At 45.9% G+C, this 17,674-nt stretch carries 14 protein-coding genes; 10 read left to right on the plus strand and 4 right to left on the minus strand.

Annotation, left to right across the window (positions count from 1 at the left end):
- Nucleotides 1-29: 29 nt before the first annotated feature.
- Both QUA25_RS01430 and QUA25_RS01435 read left to right on the plus strand, forming a co-directional pair.
- Nucleotides 30-1,364, plus strand: a complete 1,335-nt coding sequence (locus tag QUA25_RS01430; protein ID WP_333034997.1) for a TrkH family potassium uptake protein — start codon at nt 30-32, stop codon at nt 1,362-1,364.
- 140 nt (nt 1,365-1,504) lie between these two features.
- Complete coding sequence (locus QUA25_RS01435) at nt 1,505-2,200, plus strand: TrkA family potassium uptake protein (RefSeq protein ID WP_333034999.1); 696 nt, start codon at nt 1,505-1,507, stop codon at nt 2,198-2,200.
- Nucleotides 2,201-2,537: 337 nt separating this feature from the next.
- Here QUA25_RS01435 and QUA25_RS01440 read toward each other — a convergent pair whose 3' ends face one another.
- A complete protein-coding gene (locus QUA25_RS01440) occupies nt 2,538-2,771 on the minus strand; it encodes a hypothetical protein (protein ID WP_333035001.1) in 234 nt (77 codons plus the stop codon).
- 310 nt (nt 2,772-3,081) lie between these two features.
- Here QUA25_RS01440 and QUA25_RS01445 point away from each other — a divergent pair, with 310 nt between their 5' ends.
- Together QUA25_RS01445 and QUA25_RS01450 are read left to right on the plus strand one after the other, a co-directional pair.
- Nucleotides 3,082-3,681, plus strand: coding sequence for a sulfite oxidase-like oxidoreductase (locus QUA25_RS01445; RefSeq protein ID WP_333035002.1), 600 nt, complete (start codon nt 3,082-3,084; stop codon nt 3,679-3,681).
- A 626-nt stretch (nt 3,682-4,307) separates the two neighbouring features.
- The gene (locus QUA25_RS01450) at nt 4,308-5,003 is read left to right on the plus strand and encodes a PEP-CTERM sorting domain-containing protein (RefSeq protein WP_333035004.1); all 696 of its coding nucleotides are present in this window, start codon (nt 4,308-4,310) and stop codon (nt 5,001-5,003) included.
- Between the two features lie 649 nt (nt 5,004-5,652).
- Here QUA25_RS01450 and QUA25_RS01455 read toward each other — a convergent pair.
- A complete protein-coding gene (locus tag QUA25_RS01455; protein WP_333035006.1) occupies nt 5,653-6,180 on the minus strand; it encodes a mechanosensitive ion channel domain-containing protein in 528 nt (175 codons plus the stop codon).
- A 273-nt stretch (nt 6,181-6,453) separates the two neighbouring features.
- Between QUA25_RS01455 and ahcY the strand changes: the two genes are divergently transcribed.
- The 4 genes from ahcY (at nt 6,454) to QUA25_RS01475 (ending at nt 11,995) form a co-directional block, all read left to right on the plus strand.
- Entirely contained in the window at nt 6,454-7,731 is a 1,278-nt protein-coding gene (gene ahcY / locus QUA25_RS01460; RefSeq protein WP_333035008.1) for an adenosylhomocysteinase, read from the plus strand.
- Nucleotides 7,732-7,923: 192 nt separating this feature from the next.
- A complete protein-coding gene (locus QUA25_RS01465) occupies nt 7,924-8,541 on the plus strand; it encodes a DedA family protein (protein ID WP_333035010.1) in 618 nt (205 codons plus the stop codon).
- 444 nt (nt 8,542-8,985) lie between these two features.
- Nucleotides 8,986-10,410 (plus strand): NADP-dependent isocitrate dehydrogenase, encoded by a 1,425-nt coding sequence (locus QUA25_RS01470; protein ID WP_333035013.1) that lies wholly within the window; start codon nt 8,986-8,988, stop codon nt 10,408-10,410.
- 247 nt (nt 10,411-10,657) lie between these two features.
- The gene (locus QUA25_RS01475; RefSeq protein WP_333035014.1) at nt 10,658-11,995 is read left to right on the plus strand and encodes a glycosyltransferase family 4 protein; all 1,338 of its coding nucleotides are present in this window, start codon (nt 10,658-10,660) and stop codon (nt 11,993-11,995) included.
- 20 nt (nt 11,996-12,015) lie between these two features.
- On the opposite strand, the gene QUA25_RS01480 is transcribed toward QUA25_RS01475, so the two are convergent.
- Entirely contained in the window at nt 12,016-12,630 is a 615-nt protein-coding gene (locus QUA25_RS01480) for a glutathione S-transferase N-terminal domain-containing protein (protein WP_333035015.1), read from the minus strand.
- A 136-nt stretch (nt 12,631-12,766) separates the two neighbouring features.
- On the opposite strand from QUA25_RS01480, the gene QUA25_RS01485 reads away from it, so the two are divergent.
- Nucleotides 12,767-13,159 (plus strand): DUF2358 domain-containing protein, encoded by a 393-nt coding sequence (locus QUA25_RS01485; protein WP_333035017.1) that lies wholly within the window; start codon nt 12,767-12,769, stop codon nt 13,157-13,159.
- 300 nt (nt 13,160-13,459) lie between these two features.
- Nucleotides 13,460-14,632: a TRC40/GET3/ArsA family transport-energizing ATPase gene (locus QUA25_RS01490; protein ID WP_172188640.1), complete on the plus strand. Its 1,173-nt coding sequence runs from the start codon at nt 13,460-13,462 to the stop codon at nt 14,630-14,632.
- Between the two features lie 672 nt (nt 14,633-15,304).
- On the opposite strand, the gene QUA25_RS01495 is transcribed toward QUA25_RS01490, so the two are convergent.
- Nucleotides 15,305-17,668 (minus strand): transglutaminaseTgpA domain-containing protein, encoded by a 2,364-nt coding sequence (locus QUA25_RS01495; protein ID WP_333035019.1) that lies wholly within the window; start codon nt 17,666-17,668, stop codon nt 15,305-15,307.
- Between the last annotated feature and the right edge of the window lie 6 nt (nt 17,669-17,674).

Consider the following 17,674-nt stretch of genomic DNA (forward strand, 5'->3'; position numbering starts at 1 on the left):
AAAATCTAAAATCTAAAATCTAAAATCGAATGACTGTCTCGCGAACCATTGCTTTGGGCTTTCTCGCTGTCATCCTCACAGGTGCTCTATTACTGATGATGCCCTTTTCCACAATTGATGGAACTTGGAGCGATCCAATAACAGCACTGTTTACCTCTACTTCCTCTGTCTGCGTCACAGGCTTGTCGGTTGTGGATGTCGGAAAATATTACTCTTTTTGGGGGCAACTTTGCCTAGTTTTACTGGTGCAAATAGGAGGCTTGGGCTACATGACAGCCACGACTTTCTTGCTGCTGTTATTGGGCCGCCGCTTTGGCTTGAAAGACAAAGTTGCCCTGCAACAATCTCTCGACAAATCCGGGCTAGCCGGCGTAGTACAACTCGTGCAGTCAATTCTCGCAACAACGCTTTTGTTTGAATTAACAGGAGTGTTTTTGCTGATGACGGTTTTCGTCCCCCAATACGGATTTAAAGAGGGTGTGTGGTCGGCTATATTTCACAGTGTTAATTCGTTTAACAACGCCGGTTTTAGCATCTATTCCGATAATTTGATCGGCTACATCACTTCGCCTATGGTTAACTTCACAGTCAGTGGTTTAATCATATTTGGAGGAATTGGCTATCAAGTAATTATGGAAATGTACCTGTGGCTGCGCGATCGCTTCAACAAAAGCCCTATCTGCACAGTTTTTTCCCTGAACTTCAAAGTTGTTACTACTACAACGGCTGTCCTTTTAATTTTAGGAACGCTAGCCTTTTTGGTACTCGAATACGACAACCCAAACACTTTCGGCTCTCTAACTTTTCCTCAAAAGCTGATGGCAGCTTGGTTTCAATCTGTTACTCCCCGCACGGCGGGGTTCAATACAATTAGCATTGGCCAAATGACCGAAGCCTCGCTATTTCTGACCATCGCGCTGATGTTTATCGGCGCCAGTCCTGGCAGCACCGGCGGCGGAATCAAAACCACAACTTTTAGGCTATTGTTTTGCTGTACCACAGCAGTTATCGAAGGCCAGGAAGATGTGGAGTGCTATCAGCGTCAAATCCCGCCACCCATGATTCTGAAAACCATTAGCGTAGTCTTCGGTTCCCTGTTGGTCGCGTTCACATCTGCAATTTTAATCGAGCTGACCAATCCCCAAGTAGAATTTATCGCAGCGCTGTATGAAGCAGTTTCAGCTTTTGGCACGGTCGGTCTTTCCACTGGGATTACACCCACGCTTTCAGCGATCGGTAAGTTGATTTTGATTGCTACAATGTACATAGGTCGGGTTGGGGTGCTGCTGCTGATAAGTGCTGCATTCGGCGACCCAAAACCCAGGTCTTTTAAGTATGCTGAGGAAAGTTTGTTAGTGGGATAAAAAAATCCTGTCTCGTTGCTGATAATCTAAACAATGGGTGACAACCCAAATCAACTTTTACTACTTACCCAACAATCAAAAGGAGGCGGCGCTGTCTCTGCTCAAATTTAAACAGCAAGACGCTCAGCGCTGGATATTCAGTGAACCTGTCATCTTTAAATTTTTTTCGGACTTTGCGCGCCGAAAACAAGCAGTTTGCAGTTATTGGTTTGGGCCGCTTCGGCAAAGCTGTGTGTTCGACTCTGCACGGTTTGGGTTACGAAGTCCTGGGGGTTGACACCGATGAAAAAAAAGTAACTCAAGCTTTGACCGATCGTATTGCTGCTCACGTTGTGCAGTTAGATTCTACTGAGCCTAGCGCTCTTGCGGAAGCCGGCATATTTGAATTTGAAACAGTGATTGTTGCGATCGGCAATTACCTAGCAGAAAGCATTACCACCACCCTTAATCTTAAGGAAGGGGGGGTACGTCACGTAATAGCCAAAGCTTCTTCGGAAACTCACTTAAAACTGTTGAAAAAAGTCGGCGCAGATCATGTAGTTTTTCCAGAACGAGAAATGGGCTGCTCTGTGGCCCGCCTTCTTACAAAACCCAGCATTTTAGAACGCTTTGACCTCGACCCAGATCACAGTATTGTTGAGTTGCTCGTTCCTGACAAGTTTGACGGTAAAACCGTCTCCGAATTGGAGCTCCGGCGCAAGTATGGTTTGAACTTGCTAGCAGTCGGGCGCGCTGAAAAGTTCGAGATTAATCCGGAGCCAACCGAACGCTTAAGAAAGGGCGACGCGATGGTAGTAATTGGTTCTAATAAAGATATCAATCGCTTGCCAATTTAACAGCTCGCCATTTTACGCACATATAGCAACATTCCTGGACTCAGAAACCCGATTTATTGTGTTCCGAGTGTCTAAGCCCTGAGCAATTCTTGCGAGATGTGTGAAAATTTCAGACTCTTACAAACCCGGTTTATCTTAGATAAACCGGGTTTCTCTGTCGATCTTGATATTCTAATTTTTAACCGAAATATCTAAATTGAATTTCACCAGTTCTGGGGTTGGTTCCGCCTTTGCGACCCCCTCGGAGAACATAGCCAGACAAATCACGAAAATTGTTAACAACGTAGCAGCACTTGATCGCGCTCCCGCAAATCATAGGAGCGCTAGCCTTGAAAATTCAGCCCACTTTCAAGATTTTTTGCAAATAAGCTTTGCCAAAAACCACCACCGCCAAGACTAGAGCGAGTTCAACAAACCAAGGACACGCCGCCACAAACCAAATTAACGAACACACTCCAATAATTGCAGCTATGGGAGCGGGAATTCCGTCTAGCGTTCTGTTGTCAGTCCCGGCAGTCACCCACCAAGCAACCAAGCAGACCGTCAAAGGAATCAAGCAACTTGTGATCATGATTTTTACCCCATCAATGTTTTTTACATATGGCATCTGAGCATATTGTTACAATACATCAAAGATTCAGAAATGCACCATCAATTGCGATAAAATTTAAGGTTAGGTAATTCATACTCTGGGGTGATATATTTTGTAATTTTTAGCTTAGCCTCTCTCAGAAGGCATAAGTAGGTTGGCATCAGGCAGGAGTGTGGGATTTTTATTTCGGCAGAAGTGCTTTTGCTTTCTACCTTGAGATGAATTGCGATGCGCCCATCTCTGCAAGTTATACTCAGGAGTGCAGTCAGTTACTGTAGAGCGTGAATCAATGCTGGGCAAATTTTTTCGCAAGCCAGAATCAGAAAACAGCGATCGCGTCCCCCCGGGTCAATACCTCGCCAACGGGTTTCCCGTGCTGACCTACGGCGATACACCCTCCGTCAGCATTGAGAGTTGGGAATTTAAAGTGTGGGGATTGGCCAAACCAAAAACCTTCACTTGGTCGGACTTCCAGGCCATGCCCCAAAGTAACTTTACTGCGGATTTTCACTGCGTCACTCGGTGGTCAAAACTCGACGTGCAGTGGACGGGAGTCAAAGTCACAGATTTTATGAACTACATAGAATTCGATCCGAAAGCTCTGCACGTCCTGGAACACTGCTACGGCGGCTACACTACCAACATTGCGATCGCCGACTTCCTCCGAGAAGAAAACTTTTTCGCCCACACCGTCTTCGGCGAACCTCTATCGGCCGACCACGGTGGCCCAATGCGGCTCGTAGTTCCCCACTTGTACGCTTGGAAAAGCGCTAAATGGATTAACGGCCTGGAGTTTACAGAAACCGAAGAACTGGGTTTTTGGGAACGTAACGGCTACCACCAGCGGGGCGAACCTTGGGCAGAGGAACGCTACAGCGGTTTGTTTTGAGGCGGGCGATCAGGAGCAAGGACGGGGCCAGACCTTCTCTATACAATCTTTGTTGAGGGCCAATCCGGTCTTTTACCGCTTAACTCTGCAGAAATTGCATCTCCTCGATCGCATCTTTGGGATATCTCACGCCACGGTATCTATTTAATTCAACCAAAATACGTAGACCCAACGATCGCATTTTGTAGGTAATTTACCCGATAGATAAACTACTTTAACTGCCCTACACAAGCCCCAAAAAACAAATATTGCCAGTTTCTGGCTAATAGAAAACTTCTGGAACTGTCAGTACCCACGAATATTACCGTATTTATACTTAAGTGTTTGCTATTGAGGATTGAGACTTGAGAATATAATAAAAAATTAGCATAAGCCCCATCCCAATCACTTTTGATGCCCCGCGCTCCCATGCCCGCGACTGCAAGGTTTCAAGCCACAATATTTATAATTATTTAGTGGGTATTATGAGGGAGCGATCGCCCGCCTGCAGATGCGATCGACACCATTTATGAAGGATATGTAAAGGCTTGATAAAGAATATGTCAAACTTTACCTAAAGTCCCCCAAATACAAACAAAGTATCGCATAATGAAAATATTAAGACCACCGCACAAAAGGAACAGGTTATGAATACCAAACTCTTATCCGCCTTAACAGCTACCGCCGCCGCCACAGCTCTGTTTGGCGCCGGAGCTCCAGCTCAAGCCTTCTCCTTTGGTACCAACGGCATCACATTCAGCCAAGATACAAGCGTGAAGTTTAACTTCAAAGAATCTCACGGTGGGTATACTTCCTCTTTGGGAATCTACAGCGTGAAGGACTCGGCGCGCACTCTAGTTAGCACCCTGTTTTCGGAAACTAAATCCTCAGACGACGACTGGGAGAACGAATGGAAAGGAACTCTCGGCAATACAGTCTTGGGTTCTGGATCGACAGTATTCACATTCCTGGCTAATCAAATTTATACTTTGGGACTCAACAGCGGCACCAACGGCAGTGTCTACTCGACCTCAGCTTTCAACAGCAAGGGCAGCCAGCAAGCCGTGTTTGGCGCGCAATCGCAACTGTGGAACGCGCTCGACAAAGAAACCACGAACGCCTTCAAAGCAGCCGGAGAATTCACAAACGGATTCGATTCTCTGTTTAACGGAGGCACGCTAATTGGCTTCGACGATCGCGGCGGCGGGAACGACTCAGACTTCCAAGATTTCACAGTGAGCGCAGAAGCAGTTCCCGAACCAATGACAATGACTGGTTTGGCTCTCGGTTTGGGTGGCTTGGTTGCAGCCCGCCGTCGCCGCGCTAGCAAGACTACTTCATGATATTTTTCAACGGCGACAATTTCCTCAATTACGTTTGACAAAATAAAATTCAATTAGGAGGCGCGCTAATCAGAAATGGGCTCGCCTTTTGCTTGATTTTAAAAGTCAGAAGGGAGAAGTCATATCAATTCTGGTTGCACTCTTCATGATTGTTGACTGTGGACTGTTGACTCGGGGTCGCCAAACTGAATGATGGTTGAGTGTTGGATGTTGACTCGATTTTACGCGCGACGATGAAGCGCGGATTTGATATCAGAGGGAAGTTCGGCCACGCAGCAGCGTACGAGATTTAACGGATTTAACGCATGGGTGTGGAGGGCAAAAGTTAAGAGTGAAGAAGTCCGACCGGAAAAACAGGATTTTTCCGACTCTCCGACTATCCCACTCTCGCCCTCTCCCACTGTCTCCCTCTCCCAATTCAAAATTCAAAACTCACTTACGGTAAAGTGTTCGATCGTACAAAGTCACCGAGCCCAGTTGAAGAATTTGGCTTTGCATAATAGCGAGATGATTTTGATTGTTTTGTGGGATGGGCCCATGAGCCCGAAGGCGCGTATTTTCACAGCAGGTGGGACGCCTAACCCCTACTCCCCACAAGAATCATCCTCAAATTGTGCAACGCCCCGAATTTGGTCAGCCCGGACGCACGCTACTTTAATCGCCACCACAACCAGGTCTTTTGTCCGTCGCACCTGTGCTTGTTCATGCAGCGTCCAATAGCGGAGAATAAGATCGAAGGAAGCTTAGTTAATGCCTGAACTATCAACTTCTCAAGTTGTTTGGGACAAAACGCCTTCGACGGAAATAGGTTTAACCAAGGTTTCAATTGCTCAGGAAGGTCGGTATCGTAGGCTAAAATTAAACGCATGTTGGTTCGCCTGTGTGGAATGGTTGTTAGTATCCGCACTGAATTGGTAAATACGCTCGCCTTCGGCACGATAACTTGCTCTCCCAAATCACTAATAAGTTGAGTTGAACGCAGCAAAATCTTTTCAAGATTACCTTCAAAGCCTTCTACAATTATCCGATCGCCCAATTGAAACGGTTCGTGCAACAGCAAGAATATTTCCGCTAAAAAGTATTTGAAGATGTCTTGGAATAGGAAACTAATCCCTACTGAACCCAGTCCTAACCAACTGATGATATCTGCAGGTCGCCAAGCTGGGAACGCAATCACGCAGGCGATCAAACTGCCAGCAGCCCAAGTGAGAGTGTCAAATAATTAAAGAATGCCACGCTAACACAAAAGATTGAGATCCATCGCCGGACAGGAATATTTGACTCTCACTGTGCGGGTGACTCCATCGACTCGTTCGCTACTCATTAAAACACAATCAAAATTTAAGATTAGCAGCGCCGACCCCGATCAAGTAAAATCACAGCACTTGCCCGCCGATGACTTAATCTGCTAAAACTAACAAAGTTTGATGATTTCTGAGAAATAACATACATGGTTGCTACATCCGTCAAGATTAAACACGAAGTCAAAGACTTGTCCCTCGCCCCCTTGGGAAAGCAACGCATCGAGTGGGCCGGCCGGGAAATGCCCGTTTTGCGGCAAATTCAAGAACGCTTCGCTAAAGAAAAGCCTTTCGCTGGCATTCGCTTGGCTGCTTGCTGCCACGTAACCACAGAAACCGCTCATTTGGCGATCGCCATCAAACTCGGCGGTGGCGACGCCGTACTGATCGCCAGCAACCCCTTGAGCACTCAAGATGACGTAGCGGCTTGCTTAGTTCAAGACTACGGCATTTCCGTCTTCGCCCTCAAAGGAGAAGATGCGGCTACCTACGAACGTCACGTCTACACAGCCCTAGACCACCGCCCCAATATTATCATCGACGACGGCAGCGACGTGGTAGCGGCACTAATCCAGCACCGCCCGAACCAAATTTCCGACTTAATCGGAACTACCGAAGAAACTACCACAGGCATCGTGCGCCTGCGGGCCATGTTGAAAGACGGTGTGCTGACTTTCCCCGCAATGAACGTCAACGACGCCGACACCAAGCACTTCTTTGACAACCGCTACGGCACCGGTCAATCTACCCTAGACGGCATTATCCGCGCTACGAATATTTTGTTAGCCGGTAAAAATATTGTGGTTGCAGGTTACGGTTGGTGCGGCAAAGGCACGGCACTGCGCGCCCGCGGTATGGGTGCTAACGTAATTGTCACCGAAATCGATCCGATTCGGGCGATCGAAGCAGTGATGGACGGTTTCCGCGTCATGCCGATGGACGAAGCAGCAACAGTCGGAGATATATTCATTACCGTTACCGGCAACAAACACGTCATTCGTGCCGAACATTTCGAGACAATGAAAGACGGCGCAATTGTTTGCAATTCCGGTCACTTCGACATTGAAATTGACCTCAAATCCCTCGGCGCAAAAAGCACCGACGTGAAAACAGTCCGGTCTTTCACTCAAGAATATCACCTCAATAATGGCAAGTCGATTATTGTGTTGGGCGAAGGTCGTTTGATCAACTTGGCAGCCGCCGAAGGACACCCCAGCGCCGTGATGGATATGAGCTTTGCTAACCAAGCTTTAGCCTGCGAATATCTAGTTACGAACAAAGGCAAACTCGAGCCTGGTATTCACTCAATTCCCGTGGAAGTTGACAAAGAAATTGCCCGTCTCAAATTGGAAGCAATGGGTATTCACATTGATACCTTGACTGCCGAACAAATTGAGTACACAAACTCTTGGACTTCGGGCACTTAATCATCGTTTATCGTTCCCAGGCTCTTCCTGGGAATGAATGCAGCAAGGCTCTGCCTCCCGTATTCGGAGTCGAGGCAGAGCCTCGCTTATATGCGTTAATAGGCTCTGCCTTTAATGAGCAAAAACGAGCAAAAATACAAGCAACAAAAGCAACAAGAAGATTACAAACTACATATTACCTAGTGAATCAAAATGGTTGAATGGATAACTAACACAATGCAGTCGATGGGCTATCTGGGAATAGGGCTGTTGATGTTTTTAGAAAATCTTTTTCCGCCCATACCCTCAGAATTGATTATGCCGCTGGCAGGATTCACGGCATCAAAGGGTGATGATATGCAGTTAGCACCGGCGATCGCAGCAGGAGTAATTGGTACAATTCTGGGCGCGCTTCCCTGGTACTATGCGGGTAAACTATTGAGCGAAGAACGCTTGAGGAATTTAGCCGACAAATACGGCAAGTGGATCACAGTATCGGGCGCCGATATTGACAAAGCAAATAGATGGTTTAACAGACACGGCAACAAAGCCGTGTTTTTGTGTCGCCTCGTACCGGGAGTTCGCACCCTGATTTCCCTGCCCGCTGGCATCAATAATATGCCTTTAATTCCTTTTTTACTATACTCAACAGGTGGCACTCTTTTATGGGTAAGTTTCCTGACTTTTGCAGGATATAAACTAGGGGAAAATTATACACTTGTAGATGATTATCTGGGCCCTGTTTCCAAAATAGTTGTGGTGATTATTGTCATTTGGTTTATATTGTGGGTTGTCAAAAAGAATATGCAGAAGGAAAAATATCGCAAATAAATGCAAAATTTGTGAAAATAATCTGCGTTTATTTGCGTTCATCAGCGGCTACAATCACCATTTTGACCCGACCAAAAACCCATACAACTTTCTGAAAGGAGTCGTGATCCGCCCAAAATTTTAGAATAAGGTTCAACCTCCCAGATTCATGGGGGGAGTAAATCTAAAAATCTCAAATCTCAAATCTCAAATCCACTGACCTGTTTCCAGCATCTTCCCAACCGTAGCGCTGAAAGATAGAGAGGGAGATTTGATAGAAACTTCTGCTATCTTTGCTACTTTTTTAAATTAGCTTTTAAATGGGTAATCGCCCAAAAGTCACAGTGACGGGCAGCCGAGCGCCCAAAAATCCCACTTAAATTTATACAAATATTTAGGATTGGTTGAGGTTTAGGCAGACAATCGTGGCAAAATAGGGAACATTCCTATCCGCACTGTTAAGATATGTACGAAAAGATTGTAGCCCCAACAACAGGTTCTAAAATTACTTTCAAAGACGGTTCGCCGATCGTCCCCAATGACCCGATTATTCCCTTCATTCGCGGCGACGGTACCGGCGTTGACTTGTGGCCTGCATCCCAGAAAGTGATGGATGCTGCGGTAGAAAAGGCTTACGGTGGCGATCGAAAAATCAACTGGTTTAAAATCTATGTAGGGGACGAAGCCTGCGATGTCTACGGTACTTACCAATATCTGCCCCAGGATTCCTTAAACGCCATCAAAGAATACGGAGTCGCCATCAAAGGGCCACTGACAACCCCAATCGGGGGTGGCATTCGATCGCTAAACGTAGCTTTGCGGCAAATCTTCGACCTTTACGCCTGCGTGCGACCCTGCAAATATTATGCTGGAACACCATCGCTACACAAAACTCCTGAACTCCTAGATGTAATTATTTACCGGGAAAATACAGAAGATATTTACCTCGGAATTGAATGGGCCAAAGGCAGCGAAATCGGCAAAAAATTGATTGAATTCCTCAATAATGAGTTAATTCCCGCAACACCAGAACATGGCAAAAAACAAATTCGCCTTGATTCAGGAATCGGAATTAAACCCATTAGCAAAACAGGTTCTCAGCGTTTAGTACGGCGCGCCATTACCCACGCTTTGCGGTTGCCGAAAGACAAGCAGCAAGTAACTTTGGTGCACAAAGGCAACATCATGAAATATACTGAAGGAGCTTTCCGAGATTGGGGTTATGAATTAGCAACCACCGAATTTCGCGAACAGTGCGTAACTGAAAGAGAGTCTTGGATTCTGGGCAACAAAGAAAAAAATCCCGACATTAGCTTAGAAGATAATGCTCGCCAAATAGACCCCGGATACGATGCTTTGACCCCAGAAAAACAAGCCAAAATTCGTCAAGAAGTAGCCGACGTTCTGTTTGCAATTTGGGACAGTCACGGCAGTGGTCAGTGGAAAGAAAAAATCATGGTCAACGACCGAATTGCTGACAGTATTTTCCAACAAATTCAAACACGGCCGGCCGAGTATTCGATTTTGGCGACAATGAATCTGAACGGGGATTATTTATCCGATGCGGCCGCTGCCATTGTGGGTGGATTGGGTATGGGTCCTGGTGCGAATATTGGTGATGAATGTGCAGTTTTTGAGGCTACTCACGGCACTGCACCGAAACACGCTGGTTTGGATAAAGTCAATCCCGGTTCCCTGATTTTGTCCGGGGTGATGATGTTAGAATACATGGGATGGCAGGAAGCAGCAGACTTGATTAAGAAGGGTTTGGGAGCGGCAATTTCTAACGGTGAAGTTACTTACGATTTGGCGAGGTTGATGGAGCCGCCGGTGCCTGAGTTGAAGTGTTCGGAGTTTGCGGAGGCGATTATTAAGCATTTCGCTGATTGAGTTCCTCGGTGCGCCAACAATTGAGTGCTGGAAGCAGGTTAGAAAATCATTCCCATCCTGAATCAGCAGTAGCTTTAAAACAACACCGCGATCTTCTATGTATTGGTACACTTGCCAAGATAGGGAGAGCGGTGTTATAAAGTTCTTGAGTCCCAGAGCAATTATCACTCATTCGCGAACAATTAGTTAGGGTAGAGAAGTAAGGAGGCAACCCCAGGGAATTTCTCCTAAACCTATATCCAGAATTATGACAACTTGTACAGATACTGGAGTTTTTATGGAAAATAAAGAGAAAACTGATACGATGCGGGTTTTGATTCTGGCGGATGTTTGCAATCCTGAGTGGCCTTCTTTACCGGTAGTTGGATATAAATTTGCGCGGGCGATCAGCAATTATGTTAATGCTACGGTTGTTACCCAAATTAGGAATAAACCAAATATTGATAAAGTCGGGATGGGTAACGCTAAAGTAGTTTATATAGATACAGAAAATGTTGCTGCTCCCATTCAAAATCTAGCTAATTTACTAACCGGTGGCTCAGAAAAATCCTGGACTATTAGGACAGCGCTGGGTTATTTCAGCTATCTCGCCTTTGAGTGGGAAGTATGGCAGCGCTACAAGCAAGAGTTGCAACGCGGGGATTTCGATGTCGTTCACCGGATTACCCCGATGTCGCCCACGCAGCCAAGTCCTATGGCAGCTTGGAGTCCTATTCCTTTTTTACTAGGGCCTCTCAACGGCGGGCTGCCTTGGCCGAAAGCTTTCACAACAGAGTTGAAGCGGGAACGGGAGTGGTTGAGCTATGTGCGAAATGCTTACAGGTTAATGCCTTTTTACCGCTCTACTTATGAACGTTCAGCAGGAATTCTGGCGGCATTCGATCACACGATCGTAGATTTGCCAGCCTCAGCGAGATCGAAGACAATTAATTATGCCGAAGTTGGCATCGATCCCGAATTGTTTAAGCTGCCCGAACGCTCTAGCAGCGAACAAGTGACTGTACTGTTTGCCGGGAGGCTAGTTCCCTATAAATTGCCAGAAGTTGTTATTCGCGCTTTTGCTAACAGTTCGATTTTGCAGCAGCATAAATTAGTGATCGTTGGCGACGGACCCGAACGTCCTAGACTAGAACAATTAATCGCAGAACAAAATTTAGGCAACTGCGTTAAACTTTTAGGTCAAAAAACCCAACCTGAAGTGGGAGAATTGATGCGCCAAGCTGAGATTTTTGCTTTTCCCTCGATTCGCGAACTGGGGGCTGGCGTTGTAGTTGAGGCAATGGCCTGCGGTATGGCTTGTGTTGTAGTTGACTACGGCGGACCAGGTGCGCTGGTAGAGCCCGATCGGGGGATTAAAGTTCCTATGGGTAATTTTGACACACTGGTAAAAAATTTTACCGCAGAACTCGAACAGCTTGTCGCCGATCGCGCTCGTGTTGCACGCATGGGCATTGCAGCCCACAATTATGCCATGAATCACTATTCCTGGGATGTTAAAGCTCAGCAGATGCTGCAAGTTTATCAATGGTTAGCAAGTCATGGCAGTGTCAAACCGGATTTTGAGCAACAGTCAAATACCTTGTGACCGCTCGTCAAGTTTAATTCTCAGTTAGGACTTACGCCAACTGCCATGCCACGCTCAACGGCGGGACGCTTCTGCACTGTTTCTACCCAACGTTTGAGGTGGGGGTGGTTGTCGAGGGTTAATCCTTGAAATTCGTAAATAGCAACCCACGGATAGGTAGCAATGTCGGCGATCGAATAGTCGCCGCAAATGTATTCATATTTTGCTAGTTGAGTGTCTAATACTCCGTAGAGGCGCAAGGTTTCTTTTTCGTAACGCCCAATCGCATAGGGAATTTGTTCGGGTGCAAAGCGTTTGAAGTGGTTTAGCTGACCAAACATCGGGCCGACGCTGGCCATTTGAAACATCAGCCACTGCATAACTTGAAAGTATTTTTGTTTGTCGGTGGGCAGAAATCTGCCGCTTTTTTCGGCAAGATAGAGCAGAATAGCGCCGGACTCGAAGACGGTGATGCCGTTATCTCGATCGACTATCGCCGGAATTTTGCTGTTGGGGTTGATGGCGATGAACTCTGGGCTAAATTGGTCGTTTTTTGTGATGTCGATGACGTGCACGTTGTAGGGTAAACCTATTTCTTCGAGCATGATCGAGACTTTGCGACCGTTCGGGGTGGTAAAAGTGTAGAGGTCAATCATAGTTGTGATGTTAAGTTGAAAGTTTGCAAGGCAGGAAATAACATGATATACTATCACAATTTGGAGTAAAATTCTGATAGTATATCTATTGTGTTAAAATTATGTTCTAATAATAGAAGAATAACGATCGCTCGAAATGGACATTATTGAAATTATCAAAGACGATTATCAAAGATTTCCCGAGAATCAGACTTACAGCATCTATGCAAAAGATGTTTATTTTGAAGATCCGGTGAACCGATTTACAGGAGTTGAGCGCTACCGCAAAATGATCGGGTTTATAGGTACTTTTTTTCAGGATGTAAATCTCGATTTGTACGGGATTTCTCAGTCGGGAGATACTATAGACACTCGCTGGACTCTGAGCTGGATAGCACCGCTACCTTGGAAACCGAAAATGGCGATCGCCGGTAGGAGCGAACTGAAAGTCAACAGCGACGGTTTAATTGTTTCTCACATCGATTACTGGGACTGTTCGCGGTTGGATGTTCTCAAACAGCTTGTATTTCCTCGGAAAACTAATGTTTGAGAATTTTTCTTAGGTTTTTTAGCAATAAAAAATATTGTTTTAAGAGCGATATCCCTTTTTTAACCGCAGATGTTAGCAGATAAACACAGATGAACGCTGATGGATTTTTATTTGTTGCAATTGATATCTGAGATAAGTAATTTTAACTGAGCTTGACATTGCAGCAATTTCCTGGATCACGGGAAAGGTGCTGGGTTCAGCGGTGGGCGATCGCCCAAATTAATTCCCCCACAAAATTAATTTTTGTTACATAACGTTACAATATAGGAGTAAATTACTTTCAGGCGAGCTAAACAATCAATGCGCTTAATATTAATGACTGGAAAAGGCGGCGTCGGCAAAACCTCCGTAGCCGCTGCGACGGGGCTGCGATGTGCCGAATTGGGATACAAAACCCTAGTGCTGAGTACAGATCCCGCTCACTCCTTAGCCGACAGCTTTGACATGGAACTCGGGCACGATTCGCGGCTGGTGAAACCGAATTTGTGGGGAGCAGAATTAGACGCTCTCAGGGAATTAGAAGGCAATTGGGGAGCAGTTAAGCGCTACATTACTCAAGTCTTGCGAGCGCAGGGACTCGAAGGGGTGCAAGCTGAAGAATTAGCCATCTTGCCCGGAATGGATGAAATCTTCGGTTTAGTGCGGATGAAGCGGCATTACGACGAAGGCGAATTTGATGTTTTAATTATCGATTCTGCTCCGACTGGCACAGCATTGAGACTGCTAAGTTTGCCGGAAGTTGGCGGCTGGTACATGAGAAAATTTTACAAGCCGCTGCAAGGCATATCAGCCGCCCTTAGACCTTTAGTTGAACCTATTTTTAGACCAATTGCGGGTTTTTCTTTACCTGACAAAGAGGTGATGGATGCACCTTACGAATTTTACGAACAAATCGAAGCTTTGGAAAAGGTTTTAACGGACAATACTGTGACTTCGGTAAGATTAGTTACCAATCCAGAAAAAATGGTAATTAAAGAGTCTCTGCGCGCTCATGCCTATTTGAGTTTGTACAATGTAGCCACAGATTTAGTAGTGGCTAACCGGATTATTCCAGCCGAAGTAACTGACCCATTTTTTAAACGGTGGAAAGAAAGCCAGGAGCAGTACCGTCAGGAAATTCACTCAGATTTCATGCCCCTGCCAGTTAAGGAAGTGCCACTTTATTCTGAAGAAATGTGCGGTTTGGCAGCTTTGGAACGGTTGAAAGAAACCCTTTACAAAGACGAAGATCCCAGTCAAGTTTATTACAAAGAAAATACGATTAAGATTGTGCAAGAAAACAATCAATATAGTCTTGAGCTGTATTTGCCCGGAATTGCTAAGGATCAGATCCAGTTGAGCAAAACGGGAGATGAGTTGAATGTTCGGATTGGGAATCACCGCCGTAATTTGGTGTTACCGCAAGCTTTAGCGGCGCTGCAACCTTCAGGGGCGAAGATGGAGGATGATTATTTGAAAATTAAGTTTGCTTAACCAGACTTACGCACAATCAACCTAAACAACCCGGTTTCTAGGAAAAATCGTGGATAATCGCTTGAGATATTCACGCAGAAACCGGATTTTTTGCCTGCGTGCAGGTACAGGGTAAACGCATCTAAATTAATTTGACAAAAAGGTGGATTTGTGCATTACTAAATAACTAAAAAAAATTTCTTAAAATTTTTAACTTTAACCCCATTTAAGCAGATTAAATCAAAACTTTAAGAATTTCTAAAGTTTTTAAAGCCGGATAAATTTCACAAGAGATGGGTATTATATCGATTCCGGTTGCACCGTCCGTAATTGTTGACTGTTGACTGTTGACTGTGAGTCAAAAAAATGAAAATTGCGCGAATTATTTGTTGGCCTCGGGATTCGACTTTACGCCCGACTTTTGAAGCAAGGATTTGATATCATTCCGGCGCAGCCGGATTTGATATTACATGGGTCTTGCCAAAACTCGTCTACAACATATTGTGACTGCTGCAGCTATGAATATTTCAAGAATGTGGGCGTTTTGGCGTAACATTCCGATTGGCTTGACCCGTGTCTCTAGTTTTTTTGCTCTTTTTCCCTCTGGCTCATCAGAGTTTTTTTTCCATGATTATGGGATGTTTGGCTTGACCCTTTTTTTATTCGTCAACAGTCTCTTTCCATCGCCGATTTCTATCTTAACTTTTTGAGTTTCTTCAAGTGCGATCGCCTCAAATTTTCCACCAACCGCCGCAACTGGTTCAAATTACCCGCTTCCCCGCCATACTTCCACCGCACGTAAGCTTGTGAAACTTCATCAATTACCTCAGCTTCATCAGTTGCATGATTGCCGCGCATTGCCTCAGCATACTCCAAAGGCGTTTGAGCTTTCTGCTTGGCAAATCCCCTACTCGCCAAATCCTTCAGCATTTCCTGATAAACCCCCTCCACCGGCGGCAACTTCGCCAGCCAGCGGCGGTGGCGCCACTTGCGCCACAGTTGCCAAATTAACCAGCCAATAAAGCCAAAGGCGATCGCAGCAATCAAACCAGTAAATAACCCCACCCAACCCTTAGCAAACTGTCCCAGAAACCAGCCCACAATCAAAGTTATCCAGCCAATTACAAAACCTATGACTGAATCGAGCCCACTTCTGAGAGGAGTCGGTAGCCAACCCGCGACCCACTTCCAAAACGATTCCAGCGCACTAAAAGTCTGGTTGTCTTCTACCGAAGCCGGAATCAGCGGATAACCGGGAATCGGATTAAAACCAAACCAGCCATTATTGGGAAAATATACCTCCGTCATCAAGAAAGCATCGGTATTTTTCACAACATAGTAACCAGTAAACGGGTTAAATTCCCCCGTATCGAAACCCCCCGCCAGTCGCGCCGGAATCCCGATCGACCTCAGCATAATTGTCAGTACCGTCGAAAAGTGGTCGGGATATCCACCTGTAACTTTTTTGCCCTCCTGGGTGTTTTTATAGCCAAACAGAAAAGCCTCGACTAAATCTTCACCTTCTTCTAAGTAAGGCAAAGCTTTTTCTATTTTGTAATTCGGATTTTGCTTTAAATATTGAGCCAAATACAAAGCTTTTTCGTAAGGAGAATCGATCGGTCTGTCCGACTGAGATACTCTAGTTCTGGCCGCCAATATTTCTTCTGTTTTTTCTCGCACCTTCTGGGCAATTTCCGGCGGCACATCCAAATAGAAGTTGCGAATATTTTTCGGGTAATTAGTACCAGTTTTCCCCAACACAGAGCGATCGCGAAAAGGCACATTAGAAATAACTGTATAAGTCACACCCTCTCCCAATTCCGCAGGAGCTCGCAAACCCCCCTCCGCATCAATCGCCGCCTCTGGACTCGGAAAATAAAGCTCCTTCGGCTTGTTTAAAGCCGGAATCAAATTCGGCAATGGAGCAACAATAGTATAACTTTGAATCACCTCTTGAGTCCGAGGCGCATTGGGAAAAGGATTCAGATAAAATTGATAAGACCACCTAGGTCGAGTCAGCTTTTGAGCTTGTTCGTTGCGAGAAATTTCCCAACCCTGACCGGTGTATTTGTCGAATCCCAACACCCGCCAAAAACCCGCAGCCTGCGATCGCACCCGCATCACCACTTCAGGTTTCATTTCCCCGCGCAAATTTTGATTGATGCGCTGGTTGAAACCGTAATAAAAAGTAGAGTCCACCTCTCCTGGCCCAGAGTCTGGGTTTCTCCCCCTTCCTCCGCCAGTTCCTTTTTGATTTCCCCCTCTGACATACCCCGGATTTATAATGCTGCGCGAGTCAAACTCTCCCTGATATTCAATAGGAGCACTCACCGGAAAAGTCCGCAACTGATAGCCAGGGAGGCGCGGCAAAAACGCAAAAATAGTCAGCCCCAACCCGACAGTTATCAGCAGCAGCCAACCAAAATACTTTGGGGATAAAGTAGCAGCAAATAGCGACAGGCTTTCATTTTTCCCTTTACCTTGTGCTTTTTGGCCAAGGGCTTCTGGCTTCACAAATCCCAAACGCGATCGATAATCCAAAACCAAAGTCGGAAGCGCTAAAGCCAAAAACACCAACAATAGCGGCGCAAAAGTCAAGGTTTGGCTGAGAGTCGCTGCTACCCCTAACAAAATTAGCCCGATTACCATCGAATAGCCTAAATCCTTGCGGCGAGGCAAATCGAAACTGTGCAGCACTTGAAGTTGGATTAACAGTTGCGCCAAAACTAACCGCGTATCATTTAATTCTCCCACCAAGCGGCTAAAAAAAGCGAACAGCGCCACCAGCATTCCAATAGCTATGCAGAACTTAGCAGCTACATTGCGATCGCGGCGGCGGTACCAACTCCAAGTTGCTCCCACAATACTAACAGGCACAGCCCACAGGTTCAGGGGTTCTTCAGCAGCAACGTCAGTAGCCACAATTCCCACAATTACCAACAACTGAACTAGGATTCGCAGCAGTAAAGAATCCTCAATCACCGGCGGAGGCATGGCCTCAATCTGCTCCCACAGCTTACCCAAAACAGGTATATTTCGCAGGTTATCAGTTGTCATGTGCAC

Origin of the sequence: Microcoleus sp. Pol17C6 (assembly GCF_036701145.1) — a bacterium.
Taxonomy (GTDB): Bacteria; Cyanobacteriota; Cyanobacteriia; order Cyanobacteriales; family Microcoleaceae; genus Microcoleus.